This window comes from Microcella indica (assembly GCF_013414345.1).
In the GTDB taxonomy this organism is placed as follows: Bacteria; Actinomycetota; Actinomycetes; order Actinomycetales; family Microbacteriaceae; genus Microcella; species Microcella indica.
Map to the genome: position 1 here is coordinate 613,397 of NZ_CP058670.1, position 23,861 is coordinate 637,257.

Sequence of the window (23,861 nt, forward strand, 5' to 3'; positions counted from 1 at the left end):
ACCGTCATCCTCGCAACCGCTCTCCTCGAGCGTCGTAGAAGGGGCGCCGCGACACGGTGGCCGGGTAGCGCTCGCCCTTGCACTCGACCGTGAACGGTGCGTCGAGCGAGACCGCTGGTGAGATCGCCGCGATGCCCACCGCAAGGCCGAGCGTGTGACCGTAGGCGCCGCTCGTCATGCGCCCGACTGCGATACCGTCCGCGAAGACGGTCTCGTCGTGCACGAACACCGGCTCGGGGTCGTCGAGCGCCACATGCACGGTGCGGTGCCGTGGCGCCTTCGGGTCGAGCGCCGCAACAGCGTCGCGCCCCATGAAGCCGCCTGGCTTGTCGAGGGCGACCGTGAATCCGAGGCCCGCCGAGTACGGGTCGTCGGTCGCGCCGATGTCATGGCCGAGGTGCCGGTAGCCCTTCTCGCTGCGCAGCGAGTCGAGCGCGTGATAGCCCGCAAGCCGCACACCGAGATGCTGGCCCGCATCCCACAGCGCATCGAGGACGTTGAGCGCGAGATCGGCCGACGGGTAGAGCTCGTAGCCGAGCTCGCCGACGAAGCTCATGCGCAGGCTGTAGGCGAAGCCGTCGGCCACCTCGACCTCGCGTCCCGTCGTGTAGGGCTGCGCGGCATCGGACCAGTCGTCCGGCGACACGCGCGAGAGCAGCTCGCGGCTGAGCGGACCCATGACCCCGATCGTCGCGAGTGCCGCCGTCACGTCGACGACCACGGCCGCGTGCCCGCGCGCAGCCCGCCGCAGCAGCCACAGCGACTTGTGGTGGCTCGTCGAGGGCGTCACGACCAGCAACCGGTCGTGGGCGAGGCGGGTGACGGTTCCGTCGAGCTCGATGCCACCGTTGCGGTTAAGGAACAGCGTGTAGACGGCCTGCCCCACGGCCACGTCGACGTTGTTCGTCGCGGAGTGCTGAACGACGGCGAGAGCATCCGCCCCCACGATCTCGAACTTCGCGAAGGGGCTCAGATCGAACAGGGCGACGCCCTCGCGCGCGGCCCGATGCTCGGCCGCGACCTGCTCGAACCAGCCGGGCCTACCGTAGCTGTACCCTTCCGCCGCGGTCGGGCCGCCGTACCAGTTCGCGCGCTCACCGCCGTTGATCTCGCCGAAGCGCGCGCCGAGCTCGGCGAGCCGGGAGTCCAACGGGGTCCGGCGCACGTTCCGTGCGGTCTCCGACTGCAGGTGCGGCCAGTGCATCGCGTAGAGCCTGCCGAGGCTCTCGACGGTGCGGGCGTGCAGGTAGCGGCGGTTGCTCTGATGCCGTGAGAAGCGCTGCACGTCGACCGAGGCCGAGTCGAACTGAGGCGACCCTTCGACGATCCAGCGTGCCAGCTCGCGCCCGATGCCGGGGGCGAAGATGATGCCCTGCGAGTTGAGTCCCGCCGAGACGAACAACTGCTCGACCTCGGCCGTCTCGCCGAGCAGGAACGAGGTGTCTGGTGTGAAGCTCTCGGGCGCGGTGAGGAAGCGGTCGTACCCGGCGGGGCCGAGGGTGGGCACCGTGCGCTCGGCCGCTGTGCGCACGGGGGAGAAATGCGCCCAGTCGTCGGGAAAGGTCGCGAATCCCGTCGTGGCGATGTCGCCGACCGCGCGAGGGATGCCGTTCGGCTCGAACGCGCCGACGAGCAGCCGCCCGGCCTCATGGCGGATGTAGTAGCTGTGGTCGACGTCGCGCAGCACGGGCAGCGAGGCGACGGCGCCCTCGATCGGCTCGGAGCGCACGTGCACATGCTCGGCGGCATAGAGAGGCAGGTGCACGCCCGCGGTGGCGGCGAGGTCGCGGCTCCACAGTCCGCCCGCGATGACGACGCGGTCGGCGAGCACGGTGCCCCGCTCGGTCTCGACGCCCGTCGCGCGCCCGTGCTCGTGCAGAATCGCGGTGACGGTGACGCCCTCGCGAATGCTCACGCCGGCCTCGTGCGCGAGCTTCGCCATGGCGAGCGCGGCGTAGCCGGGGTTCACGTGCCCGTCGTTCGCGAAGTGCAGGCCCGCCAGCACGCCTTCGGTCGACGCGATCGGCCAGAGCTTCGCGATCTCGTCGGGGTCGACCAGGCGCGCCTCGATGCCGTTCTGCACGGCGACGTCGCGGGCGTACGCCAGCTCGTCGACGCGACCCGAGTGGCGCGCGAGGCTCAGCGACCCGCATCGCTCGAACGAGACGTCGAGCCCCGAGCGCTGCTGCAGGTCTGCGTAGAACGCGAGCCCGTAGGACGAGAGCCCCGTCATGGCGGTCGACCCGCGCGCTCCCGCGACGAGCCCTGCGGCGTGCCAGGTCGTGCCGCTCGTGAGCACGGCCCTCTCGAGCAGCAGCACGTCGTCGACCCCGGCCTCGGCAAGATGCAGCGCGATGCTCGCCCCGATGATGCCGCCGCCGACGACGATGGTCCCGGCTCGGCGCGGCAGCGGGTCGTGAGCGGTGTCGGTGACGATCGTGGCACTGAGCGTGCGATCAGCGAGCCTGTCCATGAGCGTCCTCGTCTCCTCCCGCTGGTGCGGTGCCGACGCAACGGCCCGCTCTGGCACGCTAACCCGTTGTTGACCTCGTGGACAACAGCGCCGCTCGCAGGGTAGGTGATCGCGCAGCGCCCAGGTGCCTCCGGCACGATAGAGGCGTGGATGCACAGCGCGCGCTGACCGACGCCCGAGAGGCGCTCGCCGCGGCCGCCGCCGAGCTCGCCGCCCGCGGCATCCCGCCCGAGCAGCTCGCCACCACGGTGCCGCCCCGTCGTGCGCTCGGAATCATCCCGCGACCCGCGACGATGCGGCGCGCCGGCGAAGGATTCCTCCTCGGTGCGATCCTCGCCACCGTCGACGGCGGGGCTTTCGACCCCGGTACGATCCTGCGAGCGACACGCCAGGTGCTCCCCGGCCATCAGGCCGCGTCTGCCCAGGAGCGGCGGGCTCTGCGGCAGACCGCGCTCGACGCTGGCTTTCGCGAGGGAACCACCGTCGTGCTCGACTCCCGCCCCCTCCCGCTCGACGATGAGTCGGCCATGCGCGCCGAGGCCGGCCCGCTCGTCCTCACCGACGACGGCGTGCTGGTCCGGTGGATCCCCACCGCCCCCGACAGCGCGCTCCGACCGCTCGGCGACTACCTGCACGAGAGGCTCGACCTCAGCAGCCCGCGAGCCGCCGGCGAGCGACCTCGGTAGGCTAGGGGGAATGATCTCCCCGAGGGCCGCATGACCGGTCCGATTCTGCGCAAGGCCGACCGGGACGAGGTCGTCGAGATGACGAGCCTCTTGCACCTCGCGCACGCTGAACTCGCCGACCGGGGCCTCAACTTCTCCGGCGTTGATCAGACCGTCGCCACGACGCGCCGCCGTTCCTTCCAGGGCAGCACGTGGGTGCTCGAGCTCGAGGGCCAGCTCATCGGCATGGCAACGCTGAGCATGCCGCCGAGCAGCGTGCTGCGCAATCTCAGCGAGGTCGCGAACGTGCGGCGCGCCGCCTGGCTCAACCAGTTGGCCGTGCATCCCGACCATCGCGGTGACGGCCATGCCCGCACGCTCTTCGAGAAGATCCGCGACGAGGCGATCCGCCGCCGCGCGGCGTTCCTCGGAATCGACACGGCGCGGCCGGCCGAGGACCTGGTCGAGATCTACCACTACTGGGGTTTCGCCGAGCGCGAGGTCATCCAGTGGCCCGGCAAGGCCTACGACAGCCTCGTCATGACCCTCGCCCTGCGACCCCTGCCGGCCATGCCCACCCAGGGCTGAGGGTTCGAGCGCCGAGCACGCACGGCACCGCCTACGCCACACTGGGGGCATGAGCGACCCGATCGTTCGCACCGTCCGCGCCGTCGTGGCGCCGATCACGCGCACGCGCGCCTTCCGCTGGCTCGCGCCGCGCGTCATGCCGCCGATCGAGCGCGCCATCGCGACCGTCACCGGCAGCTCGGTCCAACTGAGCGGGCTGCTCGTGCCCTCGCTCGTGCTGCGCACCACCGGGGCGCGCAGCGGTCAACCGCGCGACTCGATCCTCATGTACACGGCCGACGGCCACGGCTGCGCGATCGTCGCCGGCACGAGCTTCGCGCGCGAGAAGCACCCAGCGTGGACGTACAACCTGCTCGCCCATCCCGACGCGGAGATCGCGGTGCGCGGGCGGCGGTTCGCGGTACGCGCCGCCCTCATCGAGGGGGATGCTCGGGAGGCAGCCTGGCGTCGCATCGAGCACCAGTGGCCGGGGTACCGGTCCTACGAGCGCGAGTCGGGCCGCGTCGTGCGACTCTTCCGGCTCACACTCACGCGCGAACTCTAGGCTGGGCTGGTGCAGATTCTCGACGTCCTCCTCGTCATCGGCGGGCTCGTGCTCCTCATCGCCGGCGGTGAGGCGCTCGTGCGCGGTGCGTCGAGCATCGCGACCCGCATCGGCATGTCGCCGCTCATCGTCGGCCTCATCGTCGTCTCCGCGGCCACATCGGCACCCGAGCTGGCCGTGACGGTCGGCTCGGTCATCAGCGGCGAGCCCGGCCTTGCCGTCGGCAACGTCATCGGCAGCAACATCGTCAACATCCTGCTCATCCTCGGGCTCTCCGCCCTCGTGATGCCGCTGCTCATCAAGCGTCAGCTCGTGCGGTTCGACATCCCCGTCATGGTGGGCCTCTCGATTCTCCTCGTCGCCGTGAGCCTCGACGGTCAGATCGGGCTGCTCGACGGCGTGCTGCTGCTCGCAGGTCTCGTCGTGCACGCGGTGCTGAGCATCCTCATCGGGCGTCGAGAGGTGCGCGTGGGGGCGGAGGGTGCCGGCACTGCGCCCATCCCCACCCCCGGCAGCCCCACGCCGGTCTGGCTCTCGCTCCTGCTGCTCGTCGTCGGCATCGGGCTTCTCGTGCTCGGCTCGCAGCTGCTTGTGACCGGAGCCGTGAGCATCGCGACCGGGCTCGGCGTGAGCAGCCTCGTCGTCGGCCTGACGGTCGTCGCGATCGGCACCTCGCTGCCCGAGCTCGCGACGTCGATCATCGCCGTGCGGCGCGGCGAGCGCGACATGGCCGTGGGCAACATCGTCGGCAGCAACATCTTCAACATCGGCATGGTGCTCGGCCTGCCCGCGATCATCTTCGGCGAGGGCATCCCCGTTCCCGCCGCCGCGATCGCGCTCGACCTGCCGGTCATGCTCGCCACCGCGATCGCGCTCCTGCCGATCGCCTTCACGGGGTTCATCATCGCGCGCTGGGAGGGCGGTCTCTTCGTGGCGATCTACATCGCCTACACGGCCTACCTCGTGCTCGCGGCCACCCAGCACAATGCCCTGGAAGGCTTCACCGACGTCATGCTGTGGTTCGTGGTGCCGATCATCGCCCTCACGCTCGTCGTCGTCACGACCTACGAGGCGGGGCTGCACCGGGGCAAACGGCTCGCCGCACGCGAAGCGAGCGATGAACGGTCCCAGCCGGGAGGCTGACGCACTCGACTACCCTCGGCGGCATGGACTGGCTCGTCTCCGCCCTCGGCACCGCGCTCGTCCTCGCGGGCGCATACGACGTCTTCCACACGCTCCTCAATCCGAGCGGGCGCGGCACCATCAGTCGGCTGATCTTCGCGCTCTCCTGGCGCGTCACACGGCGGGCCCGCCGCCTGGGACTCGCCGTCGGCCCTGCATCGGTCGTCACCGTCATCGCGATCTGGGCGGCAACGCAGGTCGTCGGATGGGCCCTCATCTACACGCCGCACATTCCGGAGGGCTTCGCCTACTCGCACGACATCGACCCCGCGAGCTTCGTCGCCTTCTGGGAGGCGATCTACTTCTCGGGCGCCACGCTCACGACGCTCGGCTTCGGAGACACCGTGCCCATCGAGCCGTGGCTGCGCGTGCTCGCGCCCGTCGAGGCGCTCGCCGGCTTCGCGCTGCTCTCGGCGAGCGCGACCTGGTTCCTCCAGCTGCACGGGGCGCTCGCGCGACGCCGCTCGCTCGCCCTGCGAGTCTCGCAGCTCGAAGAGGCAGGCTTCGCCGAATCGCTCGCCCAGACTCCGCGCACCGCGGCGGCGGTCATCATCGAGTCGATCGCCGAGCAGATCGCGGTCGCCCGCGTGGACTACGTGCAGTCGACGGAGACCTACTACTTCCGCGACCTCGACGAGCGAGCCTCGCTCTCCTCCGCGCTGCACGCGGCGTGGCGCATCGCCGAAGCCGCGCTCGCCTCACCCGACGCCGAGGTGCGGCACTCGGGGGCGGTGCTCGACGCGGCCCTGCGCGACCTGGCACAGTACCTCCACGGCGCGTTTCTCGGCGGCCGGCGCACGGATCCCCCGGCCGCGCCGGAGGTGTTCGAGCGCTACACCGCCGACCACCGCCGGGGTGGCACCGCCGGCTAGTGCCCCAGCAGGTCCTTCATCTGCGAGTAGATGAGCGCTGCTGCGCGCTTCGGCGAGAGGCGCGCCATGCGCGACATGAAGCGAGCGTCGGAGCCGATGAAGATCTCGTAGCTGCCCTTCTCGACGGCGGCGACGATCTGCCGCGCCGCCTCGGGCGCCGGGGTCGTCTTGCGCTCCTTGCCGCCCGCGCCCGCGCTCATCGCCGCCATCTCCTCCGGCGTCATGATGGCCGAGTTGACGGCGATGTTCGTGCCGATCGCTCCCGGGAAGACCCCGGTGACCTGCACGTTCGTCGCCATGAGCTCGGAGTGCAGTCCGCGTGACAGCTGAGCGACGGCGGCCTTCGTCGCGCCGTAGAGCGACTGGCCGGGCACGGGGGCGTAGGCGCCCATGCTTGCGACGTTGACGATCGCGGCCTCGGGGCGCTGCGTGAGCTCGGGCAGGAAGGCCTTGATCGTGTTGATCGTGCCGTACAGGTTGACGTCGATGACCCGCTCGATCTGGTCGAAGCCGAGATCGGCGACCGGTACGAACTTCTGGATGATGCCCGCGATGTTGAGCAGCCCGTCGACCTGGCCGTGCGCGGCGGTGACGGCCGCGGGCAGCGCGAGCACGGCATCCCGATCGGTGATGTTGACGACGTGCGTCGAGATCGCATCGCCCTTCGCTGCCGCCAGATTCACGGTCTCGGCGAGACCCGCCTCGCTCAGGTCGACGGCGGCGACCTGCGCCCCCTTCTCGACGAGCTGGAGGGCGACCTCGCGCCCGATGCCGTTGCCGGCGCCCGTGACGACGAAGACCTTCGAGGTGATCTGCATGATGCTCCTTGATCGAGGGATGCGCGGCTTCGCGCCCCACCAGGCTAGTCAGCCTCCCGGCCTGACGGCAGGGTCGAACGTCCCCCGGTCACACCCGGTGGCTCTCACCGCGGCGCGGAGGCGTGTACGTGCACGTGTCGCCCGAGCACAGCGTGGGCGGAGTGCGACTGAGGCGCCGGGCGAGCTCGCACCCCAGGCAGTAGCCGAAGGCGGCCTCGGCGAACAGCAGCGCGAGGCACGCCCCGCACACGGTCTGGGCGATGACCGCGGGAAGGCCCAGCCAGCCGAGAGCGAGGCAGCCGGCCAGGGCCATGCCGAAGCCCAGTCCCCAGGCAAGCCGCTTGCTGCGCGCCTCGACCCATTCGGGCCGTTGGGGGCGGGTGAGCAACGTGCCAAGAAGGAGGGTGGGGGTGAACCGCGTGCCGAGGAAGAGGCGAAGGTACATTTCGAGCGCGAAGACGGCGCCGAACGCGCGCATCACCGAGAGGTCTCCCGTCATCACGCCGATGAGCCAGGCGGTGAAGCCGGCGAGGAAGAGGATGCCGGCGGAGCCGCGCACGGCGCGCTCGTTGACGACGGGAGTCTCGATGCCCTCGACCCACTGACCGATCACGGGCTGAGGGCGGGGGTCGGCGCGGGGGGAGGTCATGCCGCAACAATACCCCAGGGGGTATGCCCTGGTGGGAAATCCGCAGGAAGGGGTGGAAGCCTGGCGGCATGACGGTACTGCCGATGTTCCCGCTGGGTAGCGTGCTGTTCCCGTCCATGCCCGCCGCACTGCGCATCTTCGAGGAGCGCTACATCGTGATGCTCTCGAAGGTGCTCGGCGAGGAGCCCTCCGAGTTCGGCATCGTGCTCATCGAGCGAGGCTCGGAGGTCGGCGGGGGAGAGCAGCGGTTCCCCATCGGAACCGTCGCGCAGATCACCCAGGTCGAGGCCAGCGAGGGCTTCATCGGGCTGGTCGCGCAGGGTTCGCGCCGCATCGAGATCGTCGAGTGGCTCGACGACGACCCCCACCCCCAGGCGGAGGTGCGCGAGCTGCCCGAACTCGAGTGGCAGGACTCCCTGCAACCCCTGCGCGAGCAGGCCGAGCAACTCGTGCGCAGGACGATCGCCCAGGCGAGCGAGTTCGTCGAGCAGCAGTGGCCCGCTGACATCGTTCTCGACGACGATCCGATCGCGGCCGTCTGGCAGCTCGCGGGCATCGCACCGGTGGGGCCGCTCGACCAGGTGACGCTCCTGCGCTCGTCGACGACCGAGGAACTCTTGCGCGGCATCATCGAGGCGACCGAGGGGGCTGCAGAGATGCTCACCCTGCAGGTCGAGGACGACGGCTTCCCGAGTCCCGACGACTTCCGCTCCGGCTCGGGCGAGTGAGGCGCGCGGCCTTCTAGGCTGATCGCATGAACGCAGAGGCGGCCTTTCCCATCCCGACCGATGCGGCGACAGCCGCCTGGGCTGGTCCGGTCTTCGCGCTCATGGCGCTCACGGTCGTCGCGCTGCTCATCTGGCAGGCCGTGCGGTACTTCCGCGACGAACACGACGACGATGACGGCCCGGATGGCGATCGCACGCAGTAGAGTGGCGCCCAGCATCACTCTCAACTGAACACTCGGCCGTCACCGTCGGGCGGGAGAGCGCGAGTCACAGCACCACGGCCGCGCACCGAAGGAGCAAGCCTCCCCGCCAATCTCTCAGGTCATCCGTACCGCTCGACCAGGCCACTCTGAAAAGCAGGAGAGCGCCCGCGCCTCCTCGCCCACGGTGAAAGCGCCGCCCGCGCATCTCGGGCGCGTGAAACTCTCAGGCTCATGACAGAGGGGGAGTTCCACCGACCCGACGTGTCAGGAGAACTCCGTGTCAGACACCACCCCCCTCGCGGCGATGCAGAGGTCGCCGCTGCACGACGAGCATGCAGCACTCGGTGCGACTTTCACGGGGTTCGCCGGCTGGCAGATGCCCGTGCGCTACAGCAGCGACCTCGCGGAGCACGCGGCCGTGCGCACAGCGGCGGGACTGTTCGACCTCTCGCACATGGCGGAGATCTCCGTCACCGGGGCTGACGCCGGCGCCTTCCTCGATGTCGCACTCGCCGGCCGACTGTCGGCACTGCCGCTGCTCAAGGCGAAGTACTCACTGCTGCTCGACGAGAGCGGCGGCATCATCGACGACCTCATCGTCTACGCGAGCGCAGAAGCCGAGTACCTCGTCGTCGCGAATGCGAGCAACCGGCACGCTGTCGTCGAAGCACTCCTCGCCCGACAGGCTGACTTCGAGGTGCAGCTCGCCGACCTCACCGAGCAGCTCGCGCTCATCGCCGTGCAAGGCCCGGCGGCGCGCGCGATCCTCGACCATACCGAGGGGCTCGCTACCCGCGACGAGCTCTCGCGGGGCCGCACGCTCGACACGCTCGGGTACTACGCGGCGATGGGCATGGCCTGGCGCGACAGCCCGGTCTTCGTCGCCCGCACCGGCTACACGGGCGAGGACGGGTTCGAGCTGTACGTCGATGCGTCCGACGCCGTCGCGCTGTGGCGCGCACTCCTCGCCGCGGGCGAGGCGCACGGCCTCATGCCATGCGGTCTCGCGGCGCGCGACACCCTGCGACTCGAGGCGGGCATGCCCCTGTACGGCCATGAGCTGAGTCGAGACATCCTTCCTGAGCAGGCGGGCCTCGGGCGCGCTGTCGCCGTCGACAAGCCGCGCTTCGTCGGCAAGGCGGCGATCGAGGCAGGACCCGCCGGGGACGCGCGCGTGCTCGTGGGCCTGCGCGCCGAGGGCCGGCGTGCTCCGCGCGCCGAGTACTCCGTTCTGCACGGCGAGGACGCCGTGGGCGCCGTCACGAGCGGGGCGCTCTCGCCCACCCTCGGGTACCCGATCGCGATGGCGCTCGTGCACCCCGACCACCGCGCGCCGGGCACCGTGCTCGACGTCGACGTGCGCGGCACGCGTGTGCCCGCGACCGTCGTCCCCCTCCCGTTCTACCGAAAAGAGGACTGAGTCATGAGCGTTCCCGACGACCTGCAGTACACCGCCGAACACGAGTGGGTGCGCCTCGAGGGCGACATCGCGACGGTCGGCATCACCCAGTACGCGGCCGACTCCCTCGGCGATGTCGTCTACGTCGAGCTGCCCGCCGTCGGTGCGGCGCTCGCCGCAGGTGCGATTGTCGGCGAGGTCGAGTCGACCAAGTCGGTCGGCGAGCTGTATGCCCCGCTCGCCGGCGAGGTCGTCGAGGCCAATCAGGGTGTCGTCGATGCGCCCGAGACGATCAACTCGGACCCGTACGGCGAGGGTTGGCTCGTCAAGCTTCGTGTGAGCGAGCCGCCCGCTCTGATGACCGCCGACGACTACCGCACCCTCATCAGCGCCTGACCGGCGCACCGCACCCGCCTTTCCGCATTCGACCCCAGGGAGCCTCGACACCCGTGAGCCACGCCTTCGCCGACCGTCACATCGGCCTCGACTCCGACGCCCGCCAGCTCATGCTCGACGCCCTCGGGTACCCCGATCTCGCATCGATGATGGATGCGGCCGTACCCGCCGCCATCCGTCAGTCGAGCCCGCTGCGCACGCTGCCCGAACCGGCATCGGAGGCGGAGGTGCTCGCCGAGCTGCGCGCGATCGCCGACCACAACACCGTGCGCCGCTCGCTCATCGGGCAGGGCTACTACGGCACCGTCACCCCCGCGGTGATTCAGCGCAACGTCTTCGAGAACCCCAGTTGGTACACGGCGTACACGCCGTATCAGCCGGAGATCTCGCAGGGGCGCCTCGAGGCACTGCTGAACTTCCAGACGATGGTCGCCGACCTCACGGGGCTGCACACGGCCAACGCCTCGATGCTCGACGAGGCGACGGCCGTCGTCGAGGGCATGCTGCTCGCCCGCCGCGCCTCGAAGAGCACCTCCAACCTCTTCCTCGTCGATAGCGACCTCTTCGCGCAGACGCGCGCCGTGCTCGACGGGCGTGCGGAGGCGCTCGGGCTCGACCTGGCCTACCTGCCGCTCGCCGAGACCGACCCGGCCGACCTGCCCGAGGCGTTCGGCGTCTTCGTGCAGTACCCGGCCGCATCCGGTCGCGTGTGGGATCCGTCCGCGGTCATCGCCCAGGTGCACGAGCAGGGCGGGCTCGCGGTCGTGGCGGCCGACCTGCTCGCTCTCACGCTTCTGACCCCACCCGGCGAGCTCGGCGCCGACGTCGCGGTCGGCACGACGCAGCGCTTCGGCATCCCCATGGGTTTCGGCGGGCCGCACGCCGGCTATCTGGCCGTGCGCGCAGGCCTCGAGCGTCAGCTGCCCGGTCGTCTCGTCGGCGTCTCGAAGGATGCCGATGGTCGCCCCGCCTACCGGCTCACCCTGCAGACGCGCGAGCAGCACATCCGCCGCGACAAGGCCACCAGCAACATCTGCACGGCGCAAGTGCTGCTCGCCGTCATGGCATCGATGTACGGCGTCTACCACGGGCCCGATGGCCTCCGCCGGATCGCCGAGCGCGTGCACCAGCAGGCCGCGAGCATCGCTGCGCAGCTCCAGGGCGCGGGCTACGAGGTCGCGCACGACGCGTTCTTCGACACTCTCGAGGTCACCGCGCCGGGCCGCGCCGCCGAGCTCGTCGCAGCCGCACTCGAGCACGACGTGCTGCTCTGGCAGGTCGACGACGATACGGTGCGGCTGAGCTTCGACGAGACGACCGCTGTCTCGCCCGTGCGCGGCACGACCCTGGGCGGGGGGCAGCTCGGGTCGGCGATCGTCGCGATCTTCGGTCTCGAATCCGACTGGGCCATGGTGTTCGAAAGCCCGATTCCCGCGAACCTGCGCCGGGCGTCCGAGTTCATGACGCACCCGGTGTTCCACGCCCACCGCAGCGAGACGGCGATGATGCGCTACCTCAAGCGCCTCGCCGACCGCGACTACGCGCTCGATCGCGGCATGATCCCGCTCGGCTCGTGCACGATGAAGCTCAACGCTGCGACCGAGATGGCGGCGGTCAGCTGGCCCGAGTTCAGCGGCCTGCACCCCTTCGCGCCTCTCGACGACGTGCAGGGCACCCTCGTCATGGTCGGCCACATCGAGACGTGGCTTGCCGAGCTGACAGGCTACGACGCGGTCTCGCTGCAGCCCAACGCGGGCAGCCAGGGCGAGCTCGCCGGGCTCCTCGCCATCCGCGGCTACCACCGGTCGCGCGGCGACAAACAGCGCACCGTGTGCCTCATCCCCTCGAGCGCGCACGGCACCAATGCGGCCTCCGCCGTGCTCGCCGGGATGCGCGTCGTCGTCGTCGCCACGACCGGTAGCGGCGACGTCGATCTCGGCGACCTTCGCGCGAAGATCGCCGAGCACCGCGACGAGCTCGCCGCGCTCATGATCACCTACCCCTCTACGCACGGCGTGTACGAGCACGTTGTCAAGGACGTCACGGCGGCCGTCCACGAGGCGGGCGGGCAGGTTTACATCGACGGCGCCAACCTCAACGCGCTCCTGGGCTACGCGCGCTTCGGTGACCTCGGCGGCGACGTCAGCCATCTCAACCTGCACAAGACGTTCTGCATCCCGCACGGTGGTGGAGGCCCTGGCGTGGGCCCCGTCGCCGCCAAGGCGCACCTCGCGGAGTTTCTGCCCGGGCACCCGCTCGCGCAGATGGCGCAGCACCCGCCGTTCGACCTGCTTACCGGTCGCGCGGGCACGGTCGAGCACCGCGGCGCGCCCGTCTCGGCAGCGTCGTACGGCAGCGCGAGCATCCTGCCCATCTCCTGGGCCTATGCGCGCCTCATGGGCGCCGAAGGGCTCACGGAGGCCACCGCCAACGCCGTCCTCGCGGCCAACTACATCGCCCTGCGCCTGCGCGACCACTACCCCGTGCTGTATGCGGGCGAGAGCGGGCTCGTCGCGCACGAGTGCGTCCTCGATCTGCGGCCGCTGCGCGAGGCCACGGGCGTGACCGTTGACGACGTCGCGAAGCGCCTCATCGACTACGGCTTCCACGCGCCGACCATGTCGTTCCCCGTCGCGGGCACCCTCATGGTCGAGCCGACCGAGTCGGAGGATCTCGCCGAGCTCGAGCGGTTCATCCAGGCCATGATCGCCATTCGCCACGAGGCCGACGCCGTCGCCGCGGGGGAGTGGCCCGCCGACGACAACCCCCTCGTGAACGCCCCGCACACGGCCGAGAGTGTCATCGTCGGGCAGTGGGAGCACGCGTACTCGCGCGAGCTTGCCGCCTACCCAGCCACCCTCGCCGGTTCGACCGTCGACGGGGGGTTCGGGGCGACGCGGGCCGACAAGTACTGGCCGCCCGTGCGCCGCGTCGACCAGGCGTACGGTGACCGCAACGTCGTCTGCTCCTGTCCGCCGGTGGAGGCATTCGCCTAGAGGCGATTGCCTCCACCGGCATCCCACCGTGCTTGTCTGGCGCGCCTGCGGCGCGACGTGAGTGCATTCGCCTAGAGGCGATTGCCTCCACCGGCATACCGTTGTGCTTGTCTGGCGCGCCTGCGGCGCGACGGGAGTGCCTTCGCGGAGTAGGCGACTTCTCGCAGCCTAGGCGGGGATGCCGAAGAGCTCGGGGAACGCGGCGGCCGTCGCCGGGTATCCCACGAATACCGCAGCGTCGATCGCGGTGTGGGCGACGATGAGCGGAGCCACGCGACCGGTGCGCGTGTACAGCCATCCGAAGAGGATGCCCATGGCCACGTTGCCGACGAACGCACCGAAGCCCTGGTAGAGGTGGTAGGTGCCGCGCAGCAGGGCGCTCGTGAGGATGATCGCCCAGGGGCTCCAGCGCAGGTCGCGCAGTCGGGCGAACAGGTACCCGACGGCGATGAGCTCTTCGACCAGGCCCGCGCGCAGCGCCGCGAGCAGCAGCACGGGGACCGTCCACCAGTACTCGTCGAGTGCGGTGGGCACGACCGTCACGGTCAGACCCAGGCCGCGACCGGCGAGGTAGAGCCCGAGCCCGGGCACGCCCACGAGGAGGGCGAGCCCCAGCCCGTCGCGCACGTCGCGCCAGGGCCGCGTGCCGTCGAGCCCCAGGCGGTGGAGGTGGGGTCGCGCGGCGCTCCACAGCAACCATGCGACGAGGGCGACGGGCACGAGCCCGAAGGCGATGCTCAGCAGCTGGTAGACGAGGTCGAAGATCTCGCGGTCGTCTCGGGATGCGTTGATCGTGGCGGTCTGCTGCGAGAGAGGCACCTCCCGCGTGAGCCGGTTGGTGATCGCGACGACCGAGTAGACCGCGCTCGCACCGAGGGAGAGCCCGAGCACGAGCAGGATCTCGAGGCGCACGCGAGCCCCGGTGAGCGGCGCGATCTCGAGACCGACGGGGCGGGGCTGATCAGTCATGCGTTCGAGGGCGCGTTCGCGTGGGCAACCACGCCGACGAGCGAGCGCGCGAACGCGCACTTTGTGGACTTCCCCCAACGTGGGGTGGACAACACGGTCTGTTCTTTGGCGCAAACCACCAGGGCATCTCCTCGCTCACTGGGCACCGGGTCGGCAGGTATCGCCGAATTCATCAAGGATGCGCCATCAAACGCAAGATAACTGCATACAACGGCGCTATCGCGCATGAAAACAATAGCCAAGACGTTTTCCCGCGCACATCGTTACTGGTGTGTAACGAAAGCCGCGCCGGTTTGGCTCCGATGACTCAGCCTCTCTAGGGTCAGATCCAATACGCGTGCGCGCCCGACCGCAAGTCGGTGCTGCACGTATCCATCTTGCACAGGAGGAAAATTGCGAATCAGCAGAATCGGGGCCTCAGTGGCCACGGTCGCGGCGAGCGCTCTCGTTCTCTCGGCTTGCGCAGCGCCGCAGTCCGAGGTCGTCGAGGGAAGCTCGATCACGGTCGCGTGGAACCAGCCGTTCTACTCGTACAACGAAAACACGTCATTCGGTAACGCCACGGCGAACGCCAACATCGTGTACATGACCAACTCGGGCTTCAACTACTACAACAACGAGCCCGCGCTCGTTCGTGACGAGTCGTTCGGCACCTACGAGGTCGTCTCGGAAGATCCGCTCACGGTCGAGTACACGCTCAACGAGGACACCGAGTGGTCCGACGGCGTGGCCGTCGACGCCGCCGACCTGCTTCTCGCGTGGGTCGCGAACACCGGTCGCCTCAACACGCCCGACTTCGAGCCGAGCGAGTTCACCGACCCCGACACCGGTGAGTTCACCGATGACTACCCGACCGACGTCGTCTACTTCGACGGCTCGCTCGGCACGGGTCTCGACCTCACCGCCTTCCCCGAGTTCGACGGCAAGACGCTGACCCTCACCTACGACGAGTTCTTCGTCGACTGGGAACTCGTCTTTGACGTCGGTCTGCCGGCGCACATCGTCGCCGAGAAGGCGCTCGGCATCGAGGACGCCGCTGAGGCCAAGCAGGCGCTCATCGACGCCGTCGTGAACGAGGACACCGAGGCGCTCGCGGCGATCTCGAGCTTCTGGAACTCGGGCTTCAACTTCTCCGAGATGCCCGAAGACACCGACCTCGTCGTCGGCAGCGGCCCGTACCTCATCACGGACTTCGTGGCGGATCAGTACATCACGATGACCGCGAACGAGAACTACACGGGTGACAACCTGCCCGCCATCGAAGAGGTCACGGTGCGCTTCATCGACGACCCGCTCGCGGCTGTGCAGGCGCTCGCCAACGGTGAGGTCGACATCATCAGCCCCCAGGCCACGGCCGACGTCGCGGATGCGCTCAACGCGCTCGACGGCGTGACCGTGCTCGGTGGTGAAGAGGGTGTCTACGAGCACATCGACCTGACCTTCGCGAACTCGAAGAACGGCACGTTCGACGACCCGCTCCTGCGTGAGGCCTTCCTCAAGACGGTGCCGCGCCAGCAGATCGTCGACACGCTCATCGTGCCGCTGAACCCTGAGGCCACGGTGCGCAACTCGCAGCTGTTCCTCCAGGGTGCTCCGGGCTACGACGAGACCGTCGAGAACAACGGCATGCAGGCCAACTTCGGCGAGGTCGACATCGAGGGTGCCCAGGCGCTCATCGCTGAGGCCGGCGTCACCGACCCTGCCGTGTGCATCCTCTACGCGTCGAACAACCCTCGTCGCGTGAACGAGTTCGCCCTCATCCAGGCTTCGGCCACCGAGGCGGGCTTCGTCGTCGAGGACTGCGGCAGCCCCGAGTGGGGCGGCCTGCTCGGTACGCCCGGTGCGTACGACGCGTCCTTCTTCGGGTGGCAGTCGACGAGCCTCGGTGTGACGAACAGCTCGCCGACGTTCCGCTCGGACGGCATCAACAACCTGAGCTACTACGCGAACGAGCAGGTTGACGCTCTCCTCGACGAGCTCGATGTCACGATCGACCCCGAGCGCCAGATCGAGATCCAGATCGAGATCGACAAGCTGCTGATGGACGACTTCTACGGTCTGACCATCTTCCAGTTCCCGGCCGTCACCGCGTTCTCGGACCGCGTGACGAACGTGAACCCGGGCCCGCTGTCGCCGACGATCTTCTGGAACGTCTGGGACTGGGAGCCGACCGAGAGCAACTAGTCGGTAGGTTCTTCACCGACTGACTCGCGTCAGTTCCCCTCGGCGTACAGGCGCTGGGGCCGCGAGAGCGGCCCCAGCGCCTCCCGCTGAGACTCCCCGTTCACAGAAGGGCGCCATTCTCGATGGCCACGTTCGTCGTCAGGCGTCTCATCGCCTCCGTCTTCGTCTTGCTCGCCGCGACGTTCCTCATGTACAACCTCGTCGCGTTCTCCGGCGATCCCCTCGAAGACCTGCGCACGAGCAACGCTCCCAACAAGGAGCAGCTCATCGAGTCGCGCACGCGACTCCTCAATCTTGATGTCGCGCCACCCTTGCGCTACTTCATCTGGTTCTTCGGAGTGCTGCGACTCGACTTCGGCATCAGCGTGCAAGGACGCGACGTCAATGCCATGCTCGAGCAGGCCATCGGCTCGACCCTGCAGCTCGTCACGATCGCCACGGTCCTCGCCATCATCCTCGGCCTCATCGTCGGCATCACGACGGCACTGCGCCAGTACAGCGGCTACGACTACACGGTCACCTTCATCTCGTTCCTGTTCTTCTCCCTGCCGATCTTCTGGGTCGCCGTGCTGCTCAAGCAGTACATCGCCATCGGCTTCAACGACTTCCTGCAGGACGACCCGCAACTGCCGGTCTGGCTCATCGCAGTTCTCAGCGCGGCGTCCGGTCTGCTGTGGGCGTCGATCGTTCCGGGCCAGATGAAACGCAAGATCACCACCTTCGTCATCGGGGTCGGCGCGACCGTCTCGATCCTCGTGATCATGAATCTCGTCGACTGGTTCACGGTGCCCGGTCTCACGATCATCGGTGTCTCCATCGCCGCGATCGGCGCCGCGGTGGGCTTCACCCTCCTCATCACGGGCCTGCAGAACCGTCGAGCGCTGCGCGCGGCGCTCGTCACGGCGGGCATCGGCCTCGCGGTCTACTTCCCGTTCCAGTACTACGTATCGTTCTTCATCACCGAATGGTGGATGCTCATCCTCCTGGGTCTCGCGACCGTGGGAGTCAGCCTGCTCGTGGGCCGGCTCATGGGCGGGCACGACCGCGGCCCGATCATGCGCATCACCGCGTTCACGGGCGTCGTGACGGCACTGGCGATCCTGCTCGACCGCTTCATGATCGTGTGGGACGACTACGCCAGCTCCGGCCGCATCCGCGGCAGACCGATCGCGACCATCGGGTCGTCCACTCCCGGGCTCGAGGGCTCGCTCTGGGTCGAGGGGGTCGACATCTACACGCACCTCCTGCTGCCGACGATCGCGCTCATCCTCATCTCGTTCGCGACCTACACGCGCTACTCGCGCTCGAGCCTGCTCGAAGTGATGAACCAGGACTACATCCGCACCGCTCGAGCCAAGGGCCTCAACGAGCGCACGGTCGTGGTCCGACACGCCTTCCGCAACGCCCTCATCCCCATCGCCACGATCGTGGCCTTCGACGTCGGCGGCATCGTGGGCGGTGCCGTCATCACCGAGACGGTGTTCGGCTGGACGGGCATGGGACAGCTGTTCATCAATGGCCTGAACCAGGTCGACCCGAACCCCGTCATGGCCTTCTTCGTCGTGGTCGGAGGGCTCGCGATCCTCTTCAACCTCATCGCCGACCTCGCCTATGCCGCTCTCGATCCGCGAATCCGGGTGTCCTGATGACTACTCCATCCTCCCTTCAGCCGGGTGACGCCAACTCCGGCGTCGCCGATGCCGAGAACTCGATCGAGCTCAAGGAGGTCGAGGGCCTCAGCCAGGGGCAGATCGTCCGGCGCCGGTTCTTCCGCCACCGCGGCGCCGTCGTCTCCATGGTGGTGCTCGCGATCATCGTCGTGCTCGCCTTCAGCGCCGTCGGCTTCGACTTCGCGGTCTTCGACCTCGCGATCAAGACCGCCGGCTGGTGGCAGTGGACGTGGACGTCGATCCCGACGCCGCAGAACGGCGGCGCACCGACTCTGAGCCTGATCCCCGAGTTCCTGGGCGGTGACGGCATCCGCTTCGGCGACCATCCCTTCGGGCAGGACGAGATCGGGCGAGACACCTTCGCGGTCGTCATGCGCGGTACGCAGCAGTCGATCGTCATCATGATCGTCGTCGGCCTCATCGCGACGGCGATCGGCACGGTGATCGGGGCGATCGCCGGCTACTACCGCGGCTGGGTCGACTCGGTGCTCATGCGCTTCACCGACATCATCATCACCATCCCGCTCATCGTCATCGGTGCGGTTCTGGGTCTCGCGTTCGGGCGCCTGGGAGCTTTCGTGCTCGCGATCATCATCGGTCTCTTCACCTGGACCGGTCTCGCGCGACTCGTGCGCGCGGAGGTGCTGAGCCTGCGGGAGCGCGAGTTCGTCGACGCGGCACGCGTCGCGGGCGCAAGCGACCGCCGCATCATCTTCAAGCACATCCTGCCCAACGCGGTCGGCGTCATCATCGTCAACACGACCCTGCTCATGGCCGCGGCGATTCTGCTCGAGACGGGCCTGAGCTTCCTGGGCTACGGGGTGCAGGCCCCGGATACGTCCCTGGGTGTCATCATCAGCCAGAACCAGGCGGCGTTCGCCACCCGTCCGTGGCTGTTCTGGTGGCCCGGTGTCTTCATCATCGCCATCGCACTGTGCATCAACTTCATCGGCGACGGTCTGCGCGACGCCTTCGACCCGCGCCAGAAGCGGCTGCCGAACGCGCGCAAGCTCGCCCAGATGCGCTCCGAGACCCTCAACCGCGCCTCGACGGTCGTGTCGGCGCGCGGTGCCGGCATGCAGGCGGGCGGTACGGCCGTGGGCGGCGCCGGGCGCGGGTTCTACGCCGACGCCCCCGATGAGTCTGATCGAGGTTCGGGCTCCACGGGCGGGGGCGCCGACGGCGGCCCGACAAGGAGCTCGTAGATGCGTGCCGAGATGCGTCTAGAGCACGAAGCCGAGCGCGCCCGCGGCCGTGAGCGCGGCCAGGACGACGATCGTCGTCGGATGCCACGTGCGCCGCAGCGCGCCCGGCTCGAGCGGCCCGTCGAGCACGCCATCGTCGCGCAACTGCTCCCAGTGTCGACGGATGTGGTTCGCGGCCGCGCCGCTCTGGCTCGAGAGCGTGTCGCCGGGGCGAATAGCGCCGGCCACGCGAGCCGATTCGCTCACCCGCGTGTCCTCGGGGCTGAGCGTGAAGACGGTGTAGCGGCCCGACGCCGGTGCCGCCCAGGCCTCGATGCGGCCTCGAGGGGTCGTGAGAGTGAGCGCGTACTTCGTGTCGACGATCTGAATCGCGTTCCACGGAACCTGCCACGTGCTCAGGGGGTTGCGCACGAGAACAGCATGCTCGAGAACGTCGACGCGAGGCAGCCAGAACAGCGCGACGGCGAGTACCGCGAGCAGGGCGAACCACCACCCGTAGCGCACGAGACCGAGCACATCGCCGACCGTGACGAAGCCCGCGATGCCGGCCACGGCGATCGCGATGACGACGACCGTCAGGCCGCGACCGAACGCCGGGCGGAAGCTCGCGGGCTGAAAGCGCATGCCGTCAGCTTCGCAGATTCCCCGCTCCACACTGCACGGAAGGATCACTCGTGACCCCCACAGCTTCGACTGCTGTCGAGACCGTTCTCGAGGTCGCCGACCTCGGTGTCGACTTCTGGGTGGACGGCGAGTACTACCCCGCTGCGGTCGGGCTCACCTATCGGGTGCGCCGCGGCGAGGTGCTCGCGATCGTCGGTGAGTCCGGCTCGGGCAAGAGCTCGAGCTCGATGGCCCTCCTCGGCCTGCTGCCGCCGACGGCTCGGGTCACCGGCTCGATCCAGCTGCTCGGGCGGGAGCTCGCCGGGCTCGGTGCCAACGAGCTGCGCAAGGTGCGCGGCAGCGAGATCGCCGTCATCTTCCAGGAGCCCATGACGGCCCTCAACCCCGTCTACACGGTGGGCTTCCAAATCGTCGAGACCCTGCGCACCCACTTCGACCTCACGCCCGCCCAGGCCAAGGAGCGGGCGATCGAGCTGCTCGACAAGGTCGACATGCCCGACCCGGGCACGGCGTTCCACAAGTACCCGCACCAGCTCTCCGGCGGCCAGCGGCAGCGCGCCATGATCGCGCAGGCGATCTCGTGCGATCCCGTCCTGCTCATCGCCGATGAGCCGACCACCGCGCTCGACGTGACTGTCCAGGCCGAGATCCTCGAACTGCTGCGCAGCCTGCGCACGCGCCTCGACTCGGCGATCGTGCTCATCACGCACGACATGGGCGTCGTCGCCGACCTCGCCGACTCGATCATGGTCATGAAGGACGGCGAAGCAGTCGAGCAGGGAACCGCTCTCGACATCTTCCAGAAGCCGCAGCATCCCTACACGCAGTCGCTCCTCGCCTCCGTCCCGCACCTCGGGGTCAACCTTACGGAGGAGGGCTCTCGTGCAGCCACGACGCGCACGACCGAGCCCGCGCTCTCGTTCCAGAGCGTCTCGATCGAGTACCCCAAGCGCGGCCGAGTGCCCGCCTTCCTCGCCGCCGACGAGATCAACCTCGAGGTCTTCCCCGGCGAGATCGTCGGGCTCGTGGGGGAGTCCGGGTCGGGCAAGACGACGCTCGGGCGCGCGGCGGTCGGCCTGCTGCCCATCAAGCAGGGTCGGCTCGTGTCGGCTGGTCTCGACATCTCGACCGCGAACGCCCGCGACCTGAAGCCGCTGCGCCGCAAGGCAGGGATCGTCTTCCAGGACCCCGGGTCGAGCCTCAACCCGCGCATGCCGATCGGCGAGAGCATCGGCGAGCCGCTCTACCTCGCGGGGGAGGCGAAGGGCTCCGAGCTCAACACGCGCGTCGAGGACCTGCTCGACTCTGTCGAGCTGCCCCGCAGCTACCGCAACCGCTACCCGCACGAGCTCTCCGGTGGTCAGCGGCAGCGCGTCGGCATTGCCCGCGCCCTCGCGCTGACTCCCGAGCTGCTCGTCGCGGACGAGCCGACGAGCGCTCTCGATGTGTCGGTGCAGGCTCGGTTCCTCGACCTGCTGCAGGAGCTTCAGCAGCGACTGCAGTTCGCCTGTCTGTTCATCAGCCACGACCTCGCGGTGGTCGATATCCTGGCGCACCGTATCGCGGTCATGCATCGCGGTAGACTCGTGGAGCAGGGTTCGCGCGATCAGATTCTGCGCAATCCCCAGGACCCCTACACTCAGCGCCTCATCGCCGCTGTTCCCCTGCCCGATCCAGTGGCGCAGCGGGAGCGTCGAGAGCAGCGCGCAGCAACCAAGGACTGATTCACCATGGCACTCGCCACCCGCACCGACCTGCGCAACGTGGCGATCGTCGCCCACGTCGACCACGGCAAGACCACTCTCGTCGACGCCATGCTGCGCCAGACCGATTCCTTCGCCGCGCACGCCCACCTCGAGGATCGGGCGATGGACTCGAACGACCTCGAGCGCGAGAAGGGCATCACCATTCTCGCCAAGAACACCGCGGTCACCTACAAGGGCAAGCACGCCGGCGGCGAGGAGATCACGATCAACGTGATCGACACCCCCGGCCACGCCGACTTCGGCGGCGAGGTCGAGCGCGGCCTGAGCATGGTCGACGGCGTCGTGCTGCTCGTCGACGCGAGCGAGGGTCCGCTGCCGCAGACCCGCTTCGTGCTGCGCAAGGCGCTCGCCGCCAAGCTGCCGGTCATCCTGCTCGTCAACAAGACCGACCGCCCCGACGCGCGCATCGAGGCCGTCGAGGAGGAGACCCACGACCTGCTGCTGGGCCTCGCAAGCGACCTGCAGGACGAAGTGCCCGACCTCGACGTCGACGCCATCCTCGACCTCCCCGTCATCTACGCCTCGGGTCGCGCGGGCGCGGCGAGCCGCAACCGTCCCGCTGACGGCGAGCTGCCCGACAACGACGACCTCGAGCCGCTCTTCGAGGCGATCCTGCAGCACGTTCCGGCGCCGAGCTACGACGATGAGCACCCCCTGCAGGCGCACGTCACGAACCTCGACGCGAGCCCGTTCCTCGGCCGCATCGCTCTCCTGCGCATCTTCAACGGCACGCTCAAGAAGGGCCAGACGGTCGCGTGGGTGCGCCACGACGGCAGTCACACGAACGTGCGCATCACCGAGCTGCTCAAGACGCGTGCCCTCGAGCGCTACCCGGCCGAGTCCGGCTACGCGGGCGACATCGTCGCCGTGGCGGGCATGGACGAGATCACGATCGGTGAGACGATCGCCGACCCCGACGACATCCGGCCGCTCCCGGCGATCACGGTCGACGACCCCGCCATCTCGATGACGATCGGCACCAACACCTCCCCGCTCGTCGGCAAGGTCAAGGGGCACAAGCTCACGGCTCGCATGGTCAAGGATCGCCTCGACCGGGAGCTCATCGGCAACGTGTCGATCCGCGTCGTCGACATCGGGCGCCCCGACGCGTGGGAGGTGCAGGGCCGCGGTGAGCTCGCCCTCGCGATTCTCGTCGAGAACATGCGCCGAGAGGGCTTCGAGCTCACGGTCGGCAAGCCGCAGGTCGTCACCAAGCAGGTCGACGGCAAGCTTCACGAGCCCTTCGAGGAGCTCACGATCGATGCTCCCGAGGAGTACCTCGGTGCCATCACCCAGCTGCTCGCCGCGCGCCGCGGCCGCATGGAGGGCATGACCAACCACGGCACGGGCTGGGTGCGCATGGAGTTCCTCGTGCCGAGCCGCGGTCTCATCGGCTTCCGCACCGAGTTCCTCACGACCACGCGAGGCACGGGCATCGCGAACGCAATCTTCCACGGCTACGAGGCGTGGGCGGGGTCGATCGTCTCGCGCAACAACGGCTCCATCGTCGCTGATCGCTCGGGCGTCGTGACGAGCAACGCGATGATGACGCTCCAGGAGCGCATGACGTTCTTCGTCAACCCCACCGAAGAGGTCTACGAGGGCATGGTCGTGGGCGAGAACTCGCGCGCCGACGACATGGACGTCAACATCACCAAGGAGAAGAAGCTCAACAACATCCGCTCCTCCACGGCGGAGGAGCTCGAGCGACTGACCCCTCCCCGGCAGCTCACGCTCGAGGAGTGCCTCGAGTTCGCTCGTGAGGACGAATGCGTCGAGGTGACGCCCGAGAAGGTGCGCATCCGCAAGGTGGAGCTCGACCAGACTCTGCGGGCCCGCGCCGCCTCGCGTCTCAAGAAGCAGAATGCGTGAGCCGAGCATCCGGCCGGTGATGCGTACGCATCAGAACCCTGCGAGACGCGGCAGTAGG

General features: G+C 69.0%; 20 protein-coding genes and 1 riboswitch. Of the genes, 15 read left to right on the forward strand and 5 right to left on the reverse strand.

Going from position 1 to position 23,861, the window contains the following annotated elements:
• Positions 1-4 precede the first annotated feature (4 nt).
• Positions 5-2,473, reverse strand: a complete 2,469-nt coding sequence (locus tag HUJ41_RS03020) for a GcvT family protein (protein WP_179873297.1) — start codon at positions 2,471-2,473, stop codon at positions 5-7.
• 146 nt (positions 2,474-2,619) lie between these two features.
• Between HUJ41_RS03020 and HUJ41_RS03025 the strand changes: the two genes are divergently transcribed.
• The 5 genes from HUJ41_RS03025 to HUJ41_RS03045 are packed head-to-tail and all read left to right on the forward strand — an operon-like array spanning position 2,620 to position 6,324.
• A complete protein-coding gene (locus HUJ41_RS03025) occupies positions 2,620-3,159 on the forward strand; it encodes a hypothetical protein (RefSeq protein WP_179873298.1) in 540 nt (179 codons plus the stop codon).
• 30 nt (positions 3,160-3,189) lie between these two features.
• Positions 3,190-3,726 carry a GNAT family N-acetyltransferase gene (locus HUJ41_RS03030; RefSeq protein WP_179873299.1) on the forward strand — a complete coding sequence of 179 codons (537 nt, stop codon included), beginning with the start codon at positions 3,190-3,192 and terminating at the stop codon, positions 3,724-3,726.
• A gap of 49 nt (positions 3,727-3,775) precedes the next feature.
• Positions 3,776-4,270, forward strand: a complete 495-nt coding sequence (locus tag HUJ41_RS03035) for a nitroreductase family deazaflavin-dependent oxidoreductase (RefSeq protein ID WP_179873300.1) — start codon at positions 3,776-3,778, stop codon at positions 4,268-4,270.
• 9 nt (positions 4,271-4,279) lie between these two features.
• Positions 4,280-5,413: a calcium/sodium antiporter gene (locus HUJ41_RS03040; protein ID WP_179873301.1), complete on the forward strand. Its 1,134-nt coding sequence runs from the start codon at positions 4,280-4,282 to the stop codon at positions 5,411-5,413.
• 23 nt (positions 5,414-5,436) lie between these two features.
• Complete coding sequence (locus tag HUJ41_RS03045; RefSeq protein WP_179873302.1) at positions 5,437-6,324, forward strand: potassium channel family protein; 888 nt, start codon at positions 5,437-5,439, stop codon at positions 6,322-6,324.
• Here the strand turns inward: HUJ41_RS03045 and HUJ41_RS03050 are convergent.
• Both HUJ41_RS03050 and HUJ41_RS03055 read right to left on the reverse strand, forming a co-directional pair.
• Positions 6,321-7,142, reverse strand: coding sequence for an SDR family NAD(P)-dependent oxidoreductase (locus HUJ41_RS03050; protein WP_179873303.1), 822 nt, complete (start codon positions 7,140-7,142; stop codon positions 6,321-6,323). The two genes, HUJ41_RS03045 and HUJ41_RS03050, sit on opposite strands and share 4 nt — an antisense overlap.
• Positions 7,143-7,230: 88 nt before the next feature.
• The gene (locus tag HUJ41_RS03055; RefSeq protein WP_179873304.1) at positions 7,231-7,791 is read right to left on the reverse strand and encodes a DUF4395 domain-containing protein; all 561 of its coding nucleotides are present in this window, start codon (positions 7,789-7,791) and stop codon (positions 7,231-7,233) included.
• Between the two features lie 68 nt (positions 7,792-7,859).
• Between HUJ41_RS03055 and HUJ41_RS03060 the strand changes: the two genes are divergently transcribed.
• The 5 genes from HUJ41_RS03060 (at position 7,860) to gcvP (ending at position 13,513) form a co-directional block, all read left to right on the forward strand.
• On the forward strand, positions 7,860-8,519 hold the full coding sequence (locus HUJ41_RS03060; RefSeq protein ID WP_246299295.1) for an LON peptidase substrate-binding domain-containing protein: 660 nt from the start codon (positions 7,860-7,862) through the stop codon (positions 8,517-8,519).
• 26 nt (positions 8,520-8,545) lie between these two features.
• On the forward strand, positions 8,546-8,722 hold the full coding sequence (locus tag HUJ41_RS03065) for a hypothetical protein (RefSeq protein WP_179873305.1): 177 nt from the start codon (positions 8,546-8,548) through the stop codon (positions 8,720-8,722).
• Positions 8,723-8,762: 40 nt separating this feature from the next.
• A riboswitch (glycine riboswitch) is annotated at positions 8,763-8,863 on the forward strand.
• A gap of 163 nt (positions 8,864-9,026) precedes the next feature.
• Positions 9,027-10,142 carry a glycine cleavage system aminomethyltransferase GcvT gene (gene gcvT, locus HUJ41_RS03070; protein ID WP_179873835.1) on the forward strand — a complete coding sequence of 372 codons (1,116 nt, stop codon included), beginning with the start codon at positions 9,027-9,029 and terminating at the stop codon, positions 10,140-10,142.
• A gap of 3 nt (positions 10,143-10,145) precedes the next feature.
• Positions 10,146-10,517 carry a glycine cleavage system protein GcvH gene (gene gcvH / locus HUJ41_RS03075; protein ID WP_179873306.1) on the forward strand — a complete coding sequence of 124 codons (372 nt, stop codon included), beginning with the start codon at positions 10,146-10,148 and terminating at the stop codon, positions 10,515-10,517.
• 110 nt (positions 10,518-10,627) lie between these two features.
• Positions 10,628-13,513: an aminomethyl-transferring glycine dehydrogenase gene (gcvP, locus tag HUJ41_RS03080; protein WP_246299340.1), complete on the forward strand. Its 2,886-nt coding sequence runs from the start codon at positions 10,628-10,630 to the stop codon at positions 13,511-13,513.
• Positions 13,514-13,681: 168 nt separating this feature from the next.
• Here the strand turns inward: gcvP and HUJ41_RS03085 are convergent, their stop codons facing one another.
• Positions 13,682-14,482 (reverse strand): CPBP family intramembrane glutamic endopeptidase, encoded by an 801-nt coding sequence (locus HUJ41_RS03085; RefSeq protein ID WP_179873308.1) that lies wholly within the window; start codon positions 14,480-14,482, stop codon positions 13,682-13,684.
• A 420-nt stretch (positions 14,483-14,902) separates the two neighbouring features.
• Here HUJ41_RS03085 and HUJ41_RS03090 point away from each other — a divergent pair, with 420 nt between their 5' ends.
• From HUJ41_RS03090 to HUJ41_RS03100, 3 genes are all read left to right on the forward strand, one after another.
• Positions 14,903-16,666: an ABC transporter family substrate-binding protein gene (locus HUJ41_RS03090; protein ID WP_246299296.1), complete on the forward strand. Its 1,764-nt coding sequence runs from the start codon at positions 14,903-14,905 to the stop codon at positions 16,664-16,666.
• Positions 16,667-16,788: 122 nt separating this feature from the next.
• Positions 16,789-18,312, forward strand: coding sequence for an ABC transporter permease (locus HUJ41_RS03095; protein WP_179873309.1), 1,524 nt, complete (start codon positions 16,789-16,791; stop codon positions 18,310-18,312).
• The gene (locus HUJ41_RS03100) at positions 18,312-19,541 is read left to right on the forward strand and encodes an ABC transporter permease (protein ID WP_179873310.1); all 1,230 of its coding nucleotides are present in this window, start codon (positions 18,312-18,314) and stop codon (positions 19,539-19,541) included. The genes HUJ41_RS03095 and HUJ41_RS03100 overlap by 1 nt, the downstream gene beginning before the upstream one ends.
• 18 nt (positions 19,542-19,559) lie before the next feature.
• Here the strand turns inward: HUJ41_RS03100 and HUJ41_RS03105 are convergent, their stop codons facing one another.
• Positions 19,560-20,165 carry a PH domain-containing protein gene (locus tag HUJ41_RS03105; protein WP_179873311.1) on the reverse strand — a complete coding sequence of 202 codons (606 nt, stop codon included), beginning with the start codon at positions 20,163-20,165 and terminating at the stop codon, positions 19,560-19,562.
• A gap of 50 nt (positions 20,166-20,215) precedes the next feature.
• Between HUJ41_RS03105 and HUJ41_RS03110 the strand changes: the two genes are divergently transcribed.
• Positions 20,216-21,889 carry a dipeptide ABC transporter ATP-binding protein gene (locus HUJ41_RS03110; RefSeq protein WP_179873312.1) on the forward strand — a complete coding sequence of 558 codons (1,674 nt, stop codon included), beginning with the start codon at positions 20,216-20,218 and terminating at the stop codon, positions 21,887-21,889.
• Between the two features lie 6 nt (positions 21,890-21,895).
• On the forward strand, positions 21,896-23,803 hold the full coding sequence (typA, locus tag HUJ41_RS03115; protein WP_179873313.1) for a translational GTPase TypA: 1,908 nt from the start codon (positions 21,896-21,898) through the stop codon (positions 23,801-23,803).
• Positions 23,804-23,861: the final 58 nt, after the last annotated feature.

Coding starts and splice junctions, on each gene's coding strand:
- HUJ41_RS03020 (WP_179873297.1), bottom strand. CDS start 2,473: ATGGACAGGCTCGCTGATCGCACGCTCAGTGCCACGATCGTCACCGAC.
- HUJ41_RS03030 (WP_179873299.1), top strand. CDS start 3,190: ATGACCGGTCCGATTCTGCGCAAGGCCGACCGGGACGAGGTCGTCGAG.
- HUJ41_RS03035 (WP_179873300.1), top strand. CDS start 3,776: ATGAGCGACCCGATCGTTCGCACCGTCCGCGCCGTCGTGGCGCCGATC.
- HUJ41_RS03045 (WP_179873302.1), top strand. CDS start 5,437: ATGGACTGGCTCGTCTCCGCCCTCGGCACCGCGCTCGTCCTCGCGGGC.
- HUJ41_RS03050 (WP_179873303.1), bottom strand. CDS start 7,142: ATGCAGATCACCTCGAAGGTCTTCGTCGTCACGGGCGCCGGCAACGGC.
- HUJ41_RS03055 (WP_179873304.1), bottom strand. CDS start 7,791: ATGACCTCCCCCCGCGCCGACCCCCGCCCTCAGCCCGTGATCGGTCAG.
- HUJ41_RS03060 (WP_246299295.1), top strand. CDS start 7,860: ATGACGGTACTGCCGATGTTCCCGCTGGGTAGCGTGCTGTTCCCGTCC.
- HUJ41_RS03065 (WP_179873305.1), top strand. CDS start 8,546: ATGAACGCAGAGGCGGCCTTTCCCATCCCGACCGATGCGGCGACAGCC.
- gcvT (WP_179873835.1), top strand. CDS start 9,027: ATGCAGAGGTCGCCGCTGCACGACGAGCATGCAGCACTCGGTGCGACT.
- gcvH (WP_179873306.1), top strand. CDS start 10,146: ATGAGCGTTCCCGACGACCTGCAGTACACCGCCGAACACGAGTGGGTG.
- gcvP (WP_246299340.1), top strand. CDS start 10,628: ATGCTCGACGCCCTCGGGTACCCCGATCTCGCATCGATGATGGATGCG.
- HUJ41_RS03085 (WP_179873308.1), bottom strand. CDS start 14,482: ATGACTGATCAGCCCCGCCCCGTCGGTCTCGAGATCGCGCCGCTCACC.
- HUJ41_RS03095 (WP_179873309.1), top strand. CDS start 16,789: ATGGCCACGTTCGTCGTCAGGCGTCTCATCGCCTCCGTCTTCGTCTTG.
- HUJ41_RS03100 (WP_179873310.1), top strand. CDS start 18,312: ATGACTACTCCATCCTCCCTTCAGCCGGGTGACGCCAACTCCGGCGTC.
- HUJ41_RS03105 (WP_179873311.1), bottom strand. CDS start 20,165: ATGCGCTTTCAGCCCGCGAGCTTCCGCCCGGCGTTCGGTCGCGGCCTG.
- typA (WP_179873313.1), top strand. CDS start 21,896: ATGGCACTCGCCACCCGCACCGACCTGCGCAACGTGGCGATCGTCGCC.